Genomic DNA, 14,032 nt, shown 5'->3' with positions numbered 1-14,032 from the left:
AGGTTTCTGAATGACGGCGCTTGCCGGCACAACGGAATCGCAAAGGGACATGACGCCGTGAACATCGCCGGATCGAACCACCTGAAGGGCAAGGCTGTCTTCGTGACCGGCGCAACCGGCTTTGTCGGCAAACGGCTTGTTCCCGCCCTGCTGGAGACCGGCGCCAGCGTCACCGTTCTGCTGCGCAGCCGTCACGGCGCGCGCGCGCTCGAGGCCATCGGCGCGCAGGTCATGACCGGATCGCTTGGAGACAGGGCCACCATGGAAACCGCACTGCGGGATCAGGATGTGCTGTTTCATCTTGCCTATGACATGCGCGCGCCTGCGGCAGACAATCTTGCCGCTTTCGATACGCTCAGAACGGCAGCGGAAACCGCCGGGGTTGGGCGGATCATCCATATCAGCTCGATCGTTGTCTATGACGGCTGGCCGCAGGAGGACCTGACCGAGGAAAGCCCGTTGTCCCGTGCCGGAGGCACCCCGTACCGGCAGGCCAAAATGGCGATGGAACAGGCTCTGATACAGGGGAAATGCCCGGCGGCGATCCTGCAGCCGACGTTGGTTTATGGCCCCGGAAGCATGCTGTGGACCGACCGGCCTGCGGATTGGATGGCAGCGGGCAGCGTGGTGCTGCCGGACCCCGAGGGGCTGTGCAATGCCGTTTTCGTCGACGATCTGGTGCAGGCCATGCTGCGCGCCGCCGTGCTGGAAGACCTGGGGCGGGAAAGGTTCATTATCTCGGGCGCTGACCCCTTTGCCTGGTCGGATTTACTGACCGGCTATGCCGATATCATCGGCCATGGAAGTGTGCGCCACATCCCCCTTTCATCCCTCAAAGACGGGTTGCCGCCGGAAGAACCCGGCGAGATCCCCGACACACCGCCGCTGACCGCCCGGATCAGTGCCGCCGCGCGAACCTGGATCGGACGGGAAAGGTTCGAAAAGCTGGTCCACAAAGTGAAAGGGTTTCTGCCCGCTCAAAACGAGATGCACCCCGATCGCTATATGCTGGAACTGTTTTCAACCAGGGGGCGCTGCCGGATCGATCATGCCCGGACCCGGCTGGGCTATACACCCGCGCATGACCTTGAGGCCGGACTGGCCGCCACCCGTGCCTATCTGCTGGCCCGCTATGGCAAATGATGCCGCTGTATATAAGATTGTTTAATCATTTCAGGGATGAAGACATTTGATCCATATCGCCGTTGATGCAACGCCTTGGGAAAACGAACGTGGCTTTGGCCGGTTCACTCGTAATCTGATCGCTGCTCTGGCCGCCCGCGACAGCGGCTTTCGCTATACGTTATTATTCGATCAGGAACCAACGCGGCCCGTGCCGGACGGGGTCGAAACTCTTGTTGCAGGGTCTGATTTGTCCATGTCCGAGGCATCTTCGGGTGCCAGGGCCCGGGGCGGTGCCGATCTGCTGACAATGGCCCGGGCGGCCCGGCGTATCGACTGCGACGTGTTCTTCTACCCGGCGGTTTATTCCTATTTCCCCCTGCCCGCCCGGCGCCCCACCGTGGTGTGCTATCACGACACGATCCCCGAACGCTTTCCTGATCTGATCTTTCCCAAACGTCTGAATTTCAGGCTGTGGCAGGCGAAATGCTGGCTGGCCAAGATGCAGGCAACGCGGGTGATGACGATATCAGATGCCTCGGCAGATGATCTGACGCAGATCCTGCGCATTCCCCGTGACCGGATCGACACTATCACGGAGGGGGCCGAACCCGTTTTTCGACCATCTCAGGAAAAATCGGCTCTAACAAAGGCCCGGCAGGCCTATGGAATCCCGTCCGACGCCCCCTTGCTGGTCTATCTGGGTGGCTTCAACCGGCACAAGAATGTGCTGCGCCTGATTGAGGCCATGCCTCGGATTCTGGCACAGGTTCCGGAAACGCGTCTGGCCATCGTCGGGCGCACGACCGGCGCGCGGTTCTGGGACAACATCGAAGACCTGAAAGCCACCGCCGCGGCCGATGCGGCCCGGTCCGAAAGCATCGTATTCACCGGTGAAATCGACGACCCGGATCTGGCCGCCCTGCTCAATACCGCCGATGCGCTGGTGTTCCCTTCGCTGTGGGAAGGGTTCGGCCTGCCCGCGCTTGAGGCGATGTCCTGCGGCACCCCGGTTCTGTCCTCGGATCGCGGCAGCCTGCCCGAGGTGGTGGGCGATGGCGGGCTGTATTTCGACCCCCTGTCCAGCCAGGCATTGGCGGATCAGGCCATCCGGCTGCTGACCGAACCCGGCTTGCAAGATGACTTGTCGCAAAAGGCGCTGGCACAGGCCGCAAACTTCAGCTGGGACAAAGGCGCTGAATTGGCGGAAGAGTCTTTCCGGCGCGCCCTGCGCCCGAAATAATAAAAAATATCGCCCCGATTCACTTTCCCCGGAAAACCTCAACAATTCCTTCCATGGCTGAAAATTAGGCCTGCTTTGGAAACGCAGTGCCGCACTCTTGAACCGGGCTGACAAATCTATTGGATTCGCTCTCGTTCCGCCCTATCCGTGGAAAGGGCCGGAATTCCCGGAGGCTTTGCCGCGAATTGATTTCAGTCTGACTTTGCACGACCAGGATAGATTATGAACTGCGAAACCTCACATCATCAGTCCCTCAGACAACGTATTGCGGCGCGCGACGCGCGGGTTGCCGTGGTGGGACTGGGCTATGTCGGCCTGCCGCTGGCGCTGACCGCCTATGACGAAGGGTTCGACACCACCGGCGTCGACCTCAACCCCGACCGGGTTGCGCGGATCAATCAGGGTGATCAGGTCATCTCGTATCTGGCACAGGACCGGATCGCGCAGGCGGTGAACAGCGGGCGCTTCAGCGCAACGCAGGATGCCGCCGCGCTGACTGACGCCGATATCGTGCTGGTCTGCGTGCCGACCCCGCTGACCGATGCACAGGACCCGGACATGCGCTTTGTCGTGGCGGCCGCGCAGACCATCGCGCAGCATCTGCGCCCCGGTCAGATGGTGGTGCTGGAAAGCAGCGTCTGGCCCGGCGCCACGACCACGCTGGTTCAGCCCATCCTTGAGGCGGGCGGTCTGCGGGCAGGGTCCGATTTCTTCCTGGCTTTCTCGCCCGAGCGGGAAGACCCGGGCAATGACAAGTTCGACACGCACAGCATTCCCAAGGTGGTCGGTGCCGACGATCCGCTGTCGCGGCAACTGGTCGAGGATTTCTACCGCGCCATCGTCACCAGCGCGGTGCCGGTCAGTTCAGCCGCCACCGCCGAGGCGGTGAAGCTGGTCGAAAACAGTTTTCGCACCGTCAATATCGCGCTGGTCAACGAGTTGAAGACCGCGCTTGAAGCGATGGACGTGGATGTCTGGGAGGTGATTGAGGCCGCGGCCACCAAACCGTTCGGCTTCATGCCCTTCTATCCCGGCCCCGGCATTGGTGGGGCCTGCATCCCGGTGTCTCCGGCCTATCTGGCCTGGCGCGCCGCGGATGCAGGATCTGATACGCCGCTTATCAATCTGGCCCGCACCAGCAATGACGCGGTGCCCGAGATGCTGGCGGCCCGGATGGCCGCGGAACTGACCGCGCGCAACGGGTCTGCGCTGGCCGAAACCGGGCAGCCCCTGACCGGGCAGCGGATTTTGCTGATGGGCATCGCCTACAAGCGCGATGTCGAGGATACCCGCCGCAGCCCGGCGCTGGTGCTGCTGGACGAGTTGGAAAAGCTGGGGGCCGGGGTCGATTATCACGATCCGTATTTCCCCTGCCTGCCGGAAGGCGGCGAATACCCGCAGCTGGCCGGGCGGACCTCGCAGCCGCTGACGGGTGAAACCCTGAAACGCTATGCCGCCGTGGCCGTCATCACCGATCACAGCGCGCCGGATTACGATCTGGTCGCACGCGAGGCGGCATTGGTGTTCGACACCCGCAATGTTTTCGAAAAACAGGGAATCCGGGTGGCGGACGGGCGTCTGGTAAAGATGTGATCAGCCCGGCCATATCCCGGGAACCGGGATCGCAAAAAAGGCGGACGGACAGGGAATTAGGCCCCAATACACCCGTTTCGGCGTGTTTCGGACCCATGAAATCGCGCCAATCGGCGGAGCTTTGCACGTTTTGAGGGTTTGGGTGGCCACGGATTGCCGCCATAAAATTTTTGCGAAATAGTGCACCCAACATTCCAATGTCTGCAAACAGGCAGTGTCGAACGAGTAGTTGGGGCAAAGCCCCGTCAGGTAAAATAACCAAATTTTAACCCAAGGTGGTTCACAGTTTTGCCATGATTCCGGCGCGGAATCATACCGGGCACTCACCCGGTGGCACAACTACGGCCACTTTGGAAACTGACGCGGCCAAAACCAATGCCGGAGGACCGGATAACATGATGGGAATTCTCGGAATAGCTGTCCTTGTCGGCCTGGGTGCCAGTGGGATTGCTTTGTACTCCGGTATGTCCGTCCTGATGGTGCTGGGGATCTATATGCTGTCAGGCTGGGTGTTCATTCTTGCGGCCGGCCTCGTGATCTTCGCCATCAGGTCTTTCAAGCCGCAGACGCGGGAACAGGATCACGCCTATTCGGGCTGAGCACCTGTGACACCCGGGAAACCGCCGGGACATCTTTCATTGCTGTTGCAAACGCATGGCAAGGCGCCCGTAATTCCGCGCGCCTTAGTCCCGCCCCGCGACCCGCTTGGCCACATATCCCAGAAAGGCCCGCTGCGGATTTCTGATCTGCGGACGCCCCGACGCGGCCCAATAGGCCAGCCAGTCCGCCTCCAGCGCATAGACATCGCGGCCCGGTGCCATCGCCCTGGCCTCCTCCAGCGCCCCGGATGGCAGAACCGGTTTGTCCGGCCCTTCGACAACCTGACCCCGGCGCGAGAAGCGGATCAGGTCTCCGGGCTCTTCGGTCATCTCGTAATCGGGCAGATGATCGGCGGCGATCATGTCCCGGATCATCTTGCGGAACACCCGCCGGGGTGAGGCCGAACCCGACTTCTTCAGCAGCACCTCGACCGATATCCGCCATTCGGGCTGACGCCCGCAATGCTTGCGCGCCAACTCGTAGATCCGCCGCTCCAGCGGTTTGCGCAGGCGGAAGTAATCGCGGCTGAGCGTCAGCACCGATTTTGCCAACACCGCGCGGAACAGCCAGTCGGACAGTTTCACGCTGACGCTGACCATCCGGCCCGCCCGGGTAAGGCGGACGATCTCCCAGCTTTCGATCAGGCCAAAGCCTGTGGTGGTCTCTTTCTCGCCGGTGACGATGTTGGTGGTGATCCGGGTTCCTGCCAGCCGCTCGAACGCCTCGCGCAGGCGCTTGTAGCCATCGCCGCTGGTCTCGCGGTTGGTGGCCACCAGCAGATCATGCGCCTTCAGATGCAACACCTGGCTGACGGTCCGGCCGGCATTGATCGCCGCCATCAGCTGGCTGATGCAAAAGATCAGGATGTCCTTGTCATGGATCGTCGCCAGACCCCGCACCGAGGGCGTTACCGTGATCTCGACCCCGTTATGTTCGTAATTCAGGATCCGCCGATCCGGTCGGGTCGAGAGCGAAAACATCGGATGCTCCATCGACCCCATATCGGTCTTGGGCAGCGCATCGAAGATATCGCATACAAAAAAATCACCCGTTGGATGCCGGTCAGGCAACAACGCCCCTGACCCGCTCATACTGCCCTGCCCATATGTTCCTGCCCGAATCTTCGTTCGTGGTTTTATTGACGCTTACCGTAAAGTTATCCACAGGAGGCGTAAAGCCGCCGGATCGTGGGTTCAGAGTCACTGCAACGTGGGTTCAGAGTCACCCTTTCGTGGGATCAGATTCACTTGGTGTATCAAAAAACACGAAAAACCTTTTTTTTTCTTATGTTTAAGAACGATGATCCAGCACTGTAACTAATAAAATAACAAGATTCTAACTGAACAATTTTTTGCATCGCGCTTCAAAGCACCGTCTGAACCAGCAATTACCCCTTATTTTTGCTTAGAAAACCCAGTCTTGTACTCATAATGCTTTCGCATGCTGTCTTTTGTGGTATATTGGGGAAAACATAGCACATGGGCAGAATTTCAATGCGAGCAGGCACATCCGAGGGGCTTCCCCCGTATTTCAATATCGACCCGGACCTGGCTTATGAAGAACTTGGGAACCCGACCGGAACCCATGATTTCTCAGCCATTGCCGATGCGTGCGCCCGAGGGCGTGCGGACCTGGCCAGTCGGGGTCTGGAAGAAGGCGGGCACAAAAAACTGCGGCTGTTTTCGACCTGGGAAATCACCAAGTATCTGATCCCCGTTGCCCCTGCTCATTTCCGCCGGGTCCTGAAGGCCAACCCGGATTTGCCTCAGGGGCGATCCGAAACCGAAGGCGGCGCCAAGTGGTTCACACTGGACGAGGTGCTGCGCCTGCGGACGCATTTCGCCTCGGAAGGCTCCAAGGCCAAAGAATATCGCCCCTATCGCCCCAAGGGGCTGCCGGCAAAGATCGTTTCGGTGGCAAATTTCAAGGGCGGTGTCGGCAAGACCTCGACCTGTGCCCATCTGGCCATGTCCGCCGCTCTGGATGGCTACAGGGTGCTGGTCATCGATCTGGACAGCCAGGGGTCGATGACCTCGATCTTCGGCGGCAAGGTGACCGATGAATGGCAGACGGTGTTCCCCCTGCTGGCGCGCCACTATGCCACCCATCTGCGGCGGGACAATCAGGGACGGCTTGACCGGGGCGAGGCCCCGCATCCGATCGACGACACGCTGTCGGATGCGTTGAAACTGCGCGGCGGCGATCTGATCCAGAAAACCCACTGGCCCAACATTGATCTGATCGGCGCACAGCTGAACCTTTACTGGGCCGAATTCCAGATCCCGGTCTGGCGCATGCAGGGCCGCAGCTGGAAGCTGTGGGATGCGCTGACCGAAACGCTGGAAGAGGATGGTGTGCTGGATGAGTATGACATCGTCTTCATCGATACCCCCCCTGCCCTGGGTTATCTGACGATCAACGGGCTGGCGGCCTCGGATATTCTGCTGGTGCCCATGGGTGCTTCGTTCCTGGAATTCGATTCCACCGGCCGGTTCTTCGACATGCTGCATTCCACGTTCCAGTCGATTGAAGAGGGGGAGAATATGGCCGCCCGCGCGCTGGGACGGCCCGAGATGGCCTTTCAGTGGGATGCAGTGCGCACGGTCATCACCCGCTATGACGGCAGCCAGCAGGCAGAGCTGGCCGGGCTGATGCAGGCCTATCTGGGCCGCACTCTGTCACCGCACTGGCAAGGCTACACGGCGCTGATCGGGCAAGCCGGGGAACAGGTCAACGGCATCTACGAGGCCGATTACCGCGATTTCAACCGTGAGACCTATGTGCGCGGGCGCGAAACCTTTGACGCCACCTATGCTTCGTTCAAAAAGCTGCTGATCGGTGTCTGGCGGGGCGAAGAGCTGGCTGGGCAGACCGAAGCGGCAGAAACGCCGGAACTGACGCTTTAAGCGGGATGTTTCGCGCGCGAAACACGATCAGCGGTGCCCGGTGCAGAGTCTGATCCGCGCAGGAAAAGGAGAATGTGATGGCAAAACGAAAGCGACTGACCCCTGCCCGGTCGGATTATCTGGACGACACCCGCCCGGCCATCGGGGCGCAATCCATGTTTGCCCCTGAGGCACCACGATCCGCGCCCCCTGTTGCGCAGGTGGCAGGTGCCACGGCGGCACAGGCCGCGCTGGAAGAGCTGTCCGGGGAATTGCGTGCGGCCCGCGCCGAAGGGCGTCTGGTGCAGGACCTGCCGCTGGATACTGTCGAGGAAACCTATCTGGTACGCGACCGCCTGGCCGCCGATGATGCGGATATGGAGGCCTTGAAGGAAAGTCTGAAGGCCCGCGGACAGCAAACCCCGATCGAGGTTGTCGAGCTGGAGGGCGGGCGGTATGGCCTGATTTCCGGCTGGCGTCGGATGACCGCGTTGCGGGCGCTGGCGCAGGAGACGGGCGAGGCGCGGTTTGAAACCGTGCGGGCGTTCCTCAGACAGCCTCAGAGCGCCTCGGACGCCTATGTGGCCATGGTCGAGGAAAACGAGATCCGGGTCGGGCTGAGCTATTATGAACGTGCCCGGATCGTGGCGCGCGCGGCGGAGCAGGGGGTTTACCCGGATGAGGCCGCTGCTTTGCGCGGGCTGTTCGCATCCGCCAGCCGCGCCAAGCGGTCGAAGATCGGCTCGTTCATTGCGATCTATCACGCGCTGGATGAACATCTGCGCTTTGCCTCGGCCATCCCCGAGCGGCTGGGGTTGTCGATTGCGAAGGTCCTGAAGGATGATCCGAAGGCCGCGCGCCAGCTTGCCGGAAAGCTGGATCATATCCGGGCCGAAACATGCGACGCGGAACTGTCGGCTCTGACACGGGCTGTGAACGGTTCCGGTTCGGATCGCTCGAAATCAGCCGTATCAGAGTCTGATGCACCGCCCAAAGAGACAATTGGAGACATTCAGTTGAAGCAGAGTCGAAACGGCGCGCAGATCACCCTGTCGGGGCGGGGGATGACAGAGACATTCCTTGCAGACTTGCGGAGCTGGCTGCACGCGCGCGACAACTGATGTTTCGCGCGCGAAACAGGGGTCAGGGGATGGCGCGGGCCTCGTCCGCGTCCCAATCCGTTCCCTTGAAACGTTCGACGATGACGGACTGGTAGTCGAACCTGCCAAGACGTTGCGCATAGTGGCACCGACCGTCGATCAGAACGCCCGGATCTTCGAGCGTGAAGATGGCCAGCTTTTCCCGGCCGTCCGCATCCTTTAGCCGAAAGCGCGTCGGGGCACCGGCAAGGGGCAGAACCTCACAGGCGGGGCGTTGCCAGACAAGCATGTCGTCGGTTCGGCACAGGGCTTCATCGTTGCCAAGATCAATGCACCCGGTCTGCTGCTTCAGCCCGGTTGACGGCTCAAGACAGACATGGACCGTATGACCGTCGTGAAAGACCGCACCCTGTTCCGGAAATGCGGGGCAGGGGATCGGGCTGGCGGCAACAAATGTCGGTTCCATCGGGCGGTGATAAAGCTCGGTGAAAATGCCGGGCACAGGGTTGTTGCGATGAAAGACCGTCCACCCCAGCAGGCCGCCCCAGCTGAGTTCCGGATAGTCGAGCCCACCGGAGATGCGAAAACTGTCGCCGTCAAACCCCGGAGTTTCCGAGACCTGCGCAAAGATCGCGTGTGCTGTTTCCGTATCCCGGCGTCCGGTTTCCACCTGGTCCGACCAGACCGTAATGCTCAGGGCAATGGATAGTCCCGTCAAGGCGACCGCACCGCCCTGTACCACGCGTCCAGTGAAAGAACCGCGCTGCCACCAGCCGCATATCTGGCCTGCTGTGATCAGAACCGCGAAGACGGCAAATGGCAGATAAGCCACGACACGCCCCGGCATCCATAGGGTGGCATAAGCAAACCATGCGATCACCGGCAAGATAAACAGCCCGGCAAAAGCGCCAAAGGCCACCCGCACCGCCGGAACCAGGCCAGCCGTCCGCCAGGCGCGGAGCACCGCCCACCCGGACGCCAGCAGGGCCACTGCGAGGGTGGTGGCGTAAATCAGTCGGAACACCCAGGGTGTGTGTTGGAACCCGCCTGAGTGCAGCCTTTTCCAGAATGTCGGCAGAGCTGCCAGTTTTTGTATAACCTGGTCCGAGCCTGGCTGGCTAAACCGGGTGACTTCTCCGGCATGGGAACTCAGGCCGACGGCGATCCGCCACTCCAGCAGATAGACGAGGATGGCGAAAACAGATCCGATCAGGGCCACGAGGACCGCGCGCGAAACGGTTTTTAGGGAAGATGTGTCGTACCGCATGATCTGAAGCGCGATGAACAGGGCACCGAATGGGGCGAAGGGCTGATAGATCGCGCAGGACAGGGCCAGCATTTGTATGGCGAGAAGGGCACGGGCAAACCACGCCAGACCGATTGGTCGTTCGGCAAGGTTCCAGAACATCCGGTAGGCTTGCAGAGAGAGGGCCAGTGACAGGGGAAACGCGAAGACATGGGATGAGAAGTTCAGCGCATCGATCATGTAGATGTGGCAGATGCTGAGGCTGAATATTGCAGTTGCGGCAAGCGGCGTCTGCCGTTCGTCGGTTGCCGTGCGGGCCAGTGTCCAGGAAATCCAGAACAGGCAGGCAAAGGAAAGGGGCGCCTGAATGGGCGTCAGGAACCGCTCGCCCATGATGAAGACATAAAGCGCCTCCATCGCCCATCTGCCTTCCTCGGTTGTCCAGTTGAGGGGCATGCCGCCAGCAGGTGCCCCGTGAACCTGTCGCCAGTCATCGGGGTTGTATCCATCCAGCAGCAACCCCGGAAGGGTTGCGACGCAAAAGATGGCGGCACTTATCGCCAGAGCCTGCACCAAGGTCAGATTGAAATTCTTTAACACTGAAACACTCCGAACCCGTTCAATCCTTGTGTAGCCTATTGTTGGGACATGCGGTTGAGAAGCACGGGATCAGACAAATCTTTTTCGCAGCAGGGCGTTAGTGTGGGGGAAAGGCATCGATGTCGCCCAAGTTCCTTATGGAACAGGCCTGATGGGGGCTTGGTAGGCGGCAAAGTCAGTCAAACCTGATAAGCGGTACTTATCGGATATAAATGGGTCATTTTCAAACCAGGTTTGTAATTTGCAAAACAGGAAAAAAACAATCACCAACCAAAGCAAAGCCTGTTTTATAAAGGTTAGATCCGGGCAGGTCTTGCCCTTGAAGCCCGGGTTTTCTGAAAATTTCCCGCCAATACCGTAAACCGCTGACTGACCGGTGCCGAGATCAACCTTGTGACATGAAACACATGTGTCTTATGGTCGGGAAAGATGGTGTCTTTAAAGTGATTTAACGGTAATGAGCATGTCTTCTCGCAGTGCTGCGGTTCTTCCTGTCCTTTTGCTTGCAATAATTGCTCTCAGCCGCATCGTCTCGATCTGGGACGGGCGGGACCCGGGCTATGATCAGGCAATGCTCATGTCCAATTTCCCGCTTCCGCCCTTTGCCACCTATTTCGGACCGCTGCCCTATTTCGAGCAGGCCGCTCCGCTGGGGTCGGTTTTGGAACTTGATCTTGTTTCGCGGATTTTCGGGAATGAGGGCCTGACACGTTTCACGGTCATTCGCCTTATTGCGGCAGCCCTTGCCGTTGGGGGCTATTTCATCCTCTGGCGCATTATGCGGCGGTATTTTGAAACACCCGAGGTGCTTTGGGCGATTGCATTGCTGGCCTGCACCAACGAAGTGCTTCTTTTTACAACAAACCCCAAACAGTATGTGTTCGGGTTCTTCTTTGCGTGTGCTCTTTTATGGGCCGGTCTTTCCTTTCTGGACAGGCCCACGCTCAAACGTGCTGCGGTGTTTACCGGCTGCGCAATCCTGGCATGTCTGTTTGCGTTTACAGCCCCTTTGATCCTTGCGACCGTTGGCGGGGGATTGCTGGCAGAGCTTATCTCCAGACACCGGAATTCCGCCATGTCAGGGCCGGACTTCCAGCAGGGCCTGTACAGATTGCTCGGTCTGGGGGCGGTGACGCTGACGATCAGTCTGGGGTTCCATGTCTGGTACACCTTGCCGATGGCTGAACTGGACCAGATTGCTTATGCCGACCGTTATTTAGACTCTTTTATCAGCGTCACAGCCCCCTTTTCAGCTCAGACAATCGAATCTGTCCGGGGCATTCTGAACGTCTATTTCCTGATGATCGAACCGGTGTATTTCCCGCAGACACTGCATGTGTCCGGGTTGATCTGGCTGCTGCCGACCATCCATGTCTTGTGCGCCGTGATCGCGTTGGTGGGGTTGCCGACCTACTGGCGCAAAGCACCCGTTCTGGCCGGGGGGCTGGTTATCGGAACCCTGGCCTTTCTGGTGTTCAACGCGTTTCAGAAGCTGCCGATCACATCTGTCCGGCACTTCCTGTTCTTTACGCCGTTTGCTGTTCCCTGTTTCGCAGTCGGTTCAATCGTTATCCTGCGCTGGGTTCTAAACCTTCTGAGGCTGAGCCGCGTGGCAACGCCCGTGATCTGCGTGCTCAGTTTCGGCCTGGTGAGCGTGGCGCTGGCTCGGTCCGCCGATCTGAAAAACAACGAAATCTCGGCGCATCTGGAGATGGTCGAGCGTCATCCGGCAAAAATGTGGGTCTATTACGGGGCTCAACCCAGCTTGCGGGCCCTGCGTCCGGATCTGATGAGCGGCGAAAACTTCGAAGTGGTTGGGCTGCTCAACCACAACAGTACGACACAGTCCTGGCAGATGCAGGCGCGGGACGATGACAACTTTCTGACCAGCGACGATTACGTCGAACGCGCGGCCAAATGGCTTTCAGGGACTGATCCGATCTGGCTTGTTTTTGCGCATTACTGGCCCGAGAAGCTGGTGCCCGGAGGGGTATCCCGGTTTGTCGAGCTGGCACGTGCGGATGGGCGTGTCTGCAAAACAAGCACTGACAAAGGCGGGATTCTGGTGTTTTGCGCCGAGGCTGACGCGATCCCGCAAGCCATCGACGCCGCCTTTAAGTAATTAGGCATTTACAAGACGGGCCAGAGGGTTTGCCTGCATGGCCTGAACCGGCCTGTCACCCGGTCTGCTGTTCTTTTGTCTCGGCCCAGCTTTCCTGCGCCGCCGGGTCGATCCGGTTGGTGATGAAAAGAAAGATCGCGCCGATCCCGCCAACGGTGAACATGACGGCCTGCCAGACCAGACCGGCGGCAACGATTGCTGCGGCATCGGCCCCGAACGGGACAAGCATCGATGCCAGCACGCCCTCGCGCAGACCCAGCCCGTTCAGTGTGACTGGCAGAACGGCGATGATCTTGGCCAGCGGCCAGGCAAACAGCCAGGGCCCGACATCGGTCCCGATGCCTGCCGCCCTGCCCAGCCACCAGGACATGAGCACCAGCGCGGTTTGAATGACGACAGATGACAGGAAGACCGCCAAAAGCCGCTTGGGCTGCCGAGAAATGGATGAAAAATGCCCAACGAGCTTTTCCGCGAAGGACCGCCCGGGCAGGTTGGGGAAGACCCGCCAGACCAGATCGAACAGTTTCGACAACATGACGAGGCACAGAAATACCAGCGACAGCAAAAAGCCGGTCAGCAAAAGAAATTGCAGCTCGCCCGACCGGCCGGATGCATACACGATACCAATGGCGGAAATGGTCAGCAGGGCCGTCATGTCGATCAACCGGTCAACGGCGGCCACACTGACGATCCTGGGGGCGTCTCCGATGGAGCGGTACGCAACAGCGGCCCGGACCGCGTCGCCTCCGATCGCGCCGGGAAGGCACAGATTGGCGGCCAGACCTGCAAAATGCGCGCGAAGGGCAGTTGAAACAGGCAATCCGCCATCAAGCAGATACCGCCATTTCAGCGCCGCACCGATATGGGCCATGATGAACAGGCCAATCACAATCAGGAAGGTTGAAAGGGGGACAGACCGGAAGGCTGCCAGGATCTTCTCGTCTGAGAGCAGCCAGAAAAGCAAGAAAAGGGCGACCAAAGATCCGCCGACACGCAATAACCAGTTGCGATACTTCGGTGACAACCGCTGCAAACCTACACCCTATTACCCCAAGCGATCATGCCCTCTACTGTGAATTGTATCAATTCACATTTAATTCAGGGGCTGCTGGCAGATCGTTTGATCAATTCAAAACATATCCCGGTAAATGAGCGCGGGCTGACCGGTTTGTCACTATCGGCAATCATGCTTTTTAAAGGGCTGTGGTTCTGAAACACCATGAAATCAAGGAAACGCGGCGCTAACGCCCTGAATTTTATCCTGTAAAAAAGGGGTGAATAAGCGGGCAGTGGGCACCTGCCCAATCCGGATGTTTGGTGCCGGCTTTGAAAAATGGCAACATACCTTTTATTTTGGATTGATTGTTGCTTTTTGGTCAACAATTAGGGCTGAGCCAAATTCATGACCCGTGCCGTGCGTGATGCGCGAAGCGCCCCGCTTGGGCATGTTTCTACCATAGGCGACATAAAGATTTATGGCTCTGCACCGACAAACCCTGTTGAAAAAGGCCGGGATGAGCT

General features: G+C 59.4%; 10 protein-coding genes. 7 read left to right on the top strand and 3 right to left on the bottom strand.

All coding sequences use genetic code 11. The features are described 5' to 3' along the window. Positions 1 to 57: 57 nt before the first annotated feature. The 4 genes from ACR0J2_RS22875 (at position 58) to ACR0J2_RS22860 (ending at position 4,557) form a co-directional block, all read left to right on the top strand. On the top strand, positions 58 to 1,143 hold the full coding sequence (locus tag ACR0J2_RS22875) for an NAD-dependent epimerase/dehydratase family protein (RefSeq protein WP_480813987.1): 1,086 nt from the start codon (positions 58 to 60) through the stop codon (positions 1,141 to 1,143). 46 nt (positions 1,144 to 1,189) lie between these two features. Beyond that, a complete protein-coding gene (locus ACR0J2_RS22870) occupies positions 1,190 to 2,365 on the top strand; it encodes a glycosyltransferase family 4 protein (RefSeq protein ID WP_480813986.1) in 1,176 nt (391 codons plus the stop codon). A gap of 222 nt (positions 2,366 to 2,587) precedes the next feature. Continuing rightward, positions 2,588 to 3,958, top strand: coding sequence for a nucleotide sugar dehydrogenase (locus tag ACR0J2_RS22865; RefSeq protein ID WP_480813985.1), 1,371 nt, complete (start codon positions 2,588 to 2,590; stop codon positions 3,956 to 3,958). Positions 3,959 to 4,353: 395 nt separating this feature from the next. Next, positions 4,354 to 4,557 carry a hypothetical protein gene (locus ACR0J2_RS22860; RefSeq protein WP_170616960.1) on the top strand — a complete coding sequence of 68 codons (204 nt, stop codon included), beginning with the start codon at positions 4,354 to 4,356 and terminating at the stop codon, positions 4,555 to 4,557. An 84-nt stretch (positions 4,558 to 4,641) separates the two neighbouring features. Here ACR0J2_RS22860 and ACR0J2_RS22855 read toward each other — a convergent pair whose 3' ends face one another. Further along, on the bottom strand, positions 4,642 to 5,649 hold the full coding sequence (locus tag ACR0J2_RS22855) for a replication initiator protein A (protein ID WP_170682253.1): 1,008 nt from the start codon (positions 5,647 to 5,649) through the stop codon (positions 4,642 to 4,644). Between the two features lie 387 nt (positions 5,650 to 6,036). Here ACR0J2_RS22855 and ACR0J2_RS22850 point away from each other — a divergent pair, with 387 nt between their 5' ends. Beyond that, positions 6,037 to 7,464, top strand: coding sequence for an AAA family ATPase (locus ACR0J2_RS22850; protein ID WP_480813984.1), 1,428 nt, complete (start codon positions 6,037 to 6,039; stop codon positions 7,462 to 7,464). Between the two features lie 77 nt (positions 7,465 to 7,541). Beyond that, positions 7,542 to 8,564: a ParB/RepB/Spo0J family partition protein gene (locus ACR0J2_RS22845; protein WP_480813983.1), complete on the top strand. Its 1,023-nt coding sequence runs from the start codon at positions 7,542 to 7,544 to the stop codon at positions 8,562 to 8,564. Between the two features lie 22 nt (positions 8,565 to 8,586). Here ACR0J2_RS22845 and ACR0J2_RS22840 read toward each other — a convergent pair whose 3' ends face one another. Then, positions 8,587 to 10,389 carry a hypothetical protein gene (locus ACR0J2_RS22840; RefSeq protein ID WP_480813982.1) on the bottom strand — a complete coding sequence of 601 codons (1,803 nt, stop codon included), beginning with the start codon at positions 10,387 to 10,389 and terminating at the stop codon, positions 8,587 to 8,589. A gap of 457 nt (positions 10,390 to 10,846) precedes the next feature. Here ACR0J2_RS22840 and ACR0J2_RS22835 point away from each other — a divergent pair, with 457 nt between their 5' ends. Then, complete coding sequence (locus tag ACR0J2_RS22835) at positions 10,847 to 12,511, top strand: glycosyltransferase family 39 protein (protein ID WP_480813981.1); 1,665 nt, start codon at positions 10,847 to 10,849, stop codon at positions 12,509 to 12,511. Between the two features lie 55 nt (positions 12,512 to 12,566). Here ACR0J2_RS22835 and ACR0J2_RS22830 read toward each other — a convergent pair whose 3' ends face one another. Further along, positions 12,567 to 13,544, bottom strand: coding sequence for a lysylphosphatidylglycerol synthase transmembrane domain-containing protein (locus ACR0J2_RS22830; protein ID WP_480813980.1), 978 nt, complete (start codon positions 13,542 to 13,544; stop codon positions 12,567 to 12,569). Between the last annotated feature and the right edge of the window lie 488 nt (positions 13,545 to 14,032).

Source organism: Ruegeria sp. CG4 (assembly GCF_056537185.1).
The sequence above is the reverse complement of the archived record's forward strand: the minus strand, read 5'-3'. Positions and strand labels throughout refer to the sequence as shown.

Excerpts from the sequence above, each read along its gene's own strand:
- ACR0J2_RS22855 (WP_170682253.1), bottom strand. The coding sequence starts at position 5,649 with ATGAGCGGGTCAGGGGCGTTGTTGCCTGACCGGCATCCAACGGGTGAT.
- ACR0J2_RS22835 (WP_480813981.1), top strand. The coding sequence starts at position 10,847 with ATGAGCATGTCTTCTCGCAGTGCTGCGGTTCTTCCTGTCCTTTTGCTT.
- ACR0J2_RS22845 (WP_480813983.1), top strand. The coding sequence starts at position 7,542 with ATGGCAAAACGAAAGCGACTGACCCCTGCCCGGTCGGATTATCTGGAC.
- ACR0J2_RS22860 (WP_170616960.1), top strand. The coding sequence starts at position 4,354 with ATGATGGGAATTCTCGGAATAGCTGTCCTTGTCGGCCTGGGTGCCAGT.
- ACR0J2_RS22850 (WP_480813984.1), top strand. The coding sequence starts at position 6,037 with ATGGGCAGAATTTCAATGCGAGCAGGCACATCCGAGGGGCTTCCCCCG.
- ACR0J2_RS22865 (WP_480813985.1), top strand. The coding sequence starts at position 2,588 with ATGAACTGCGAAACCTCACATCATCAGTCCCTCAGACAACGTATTGCG.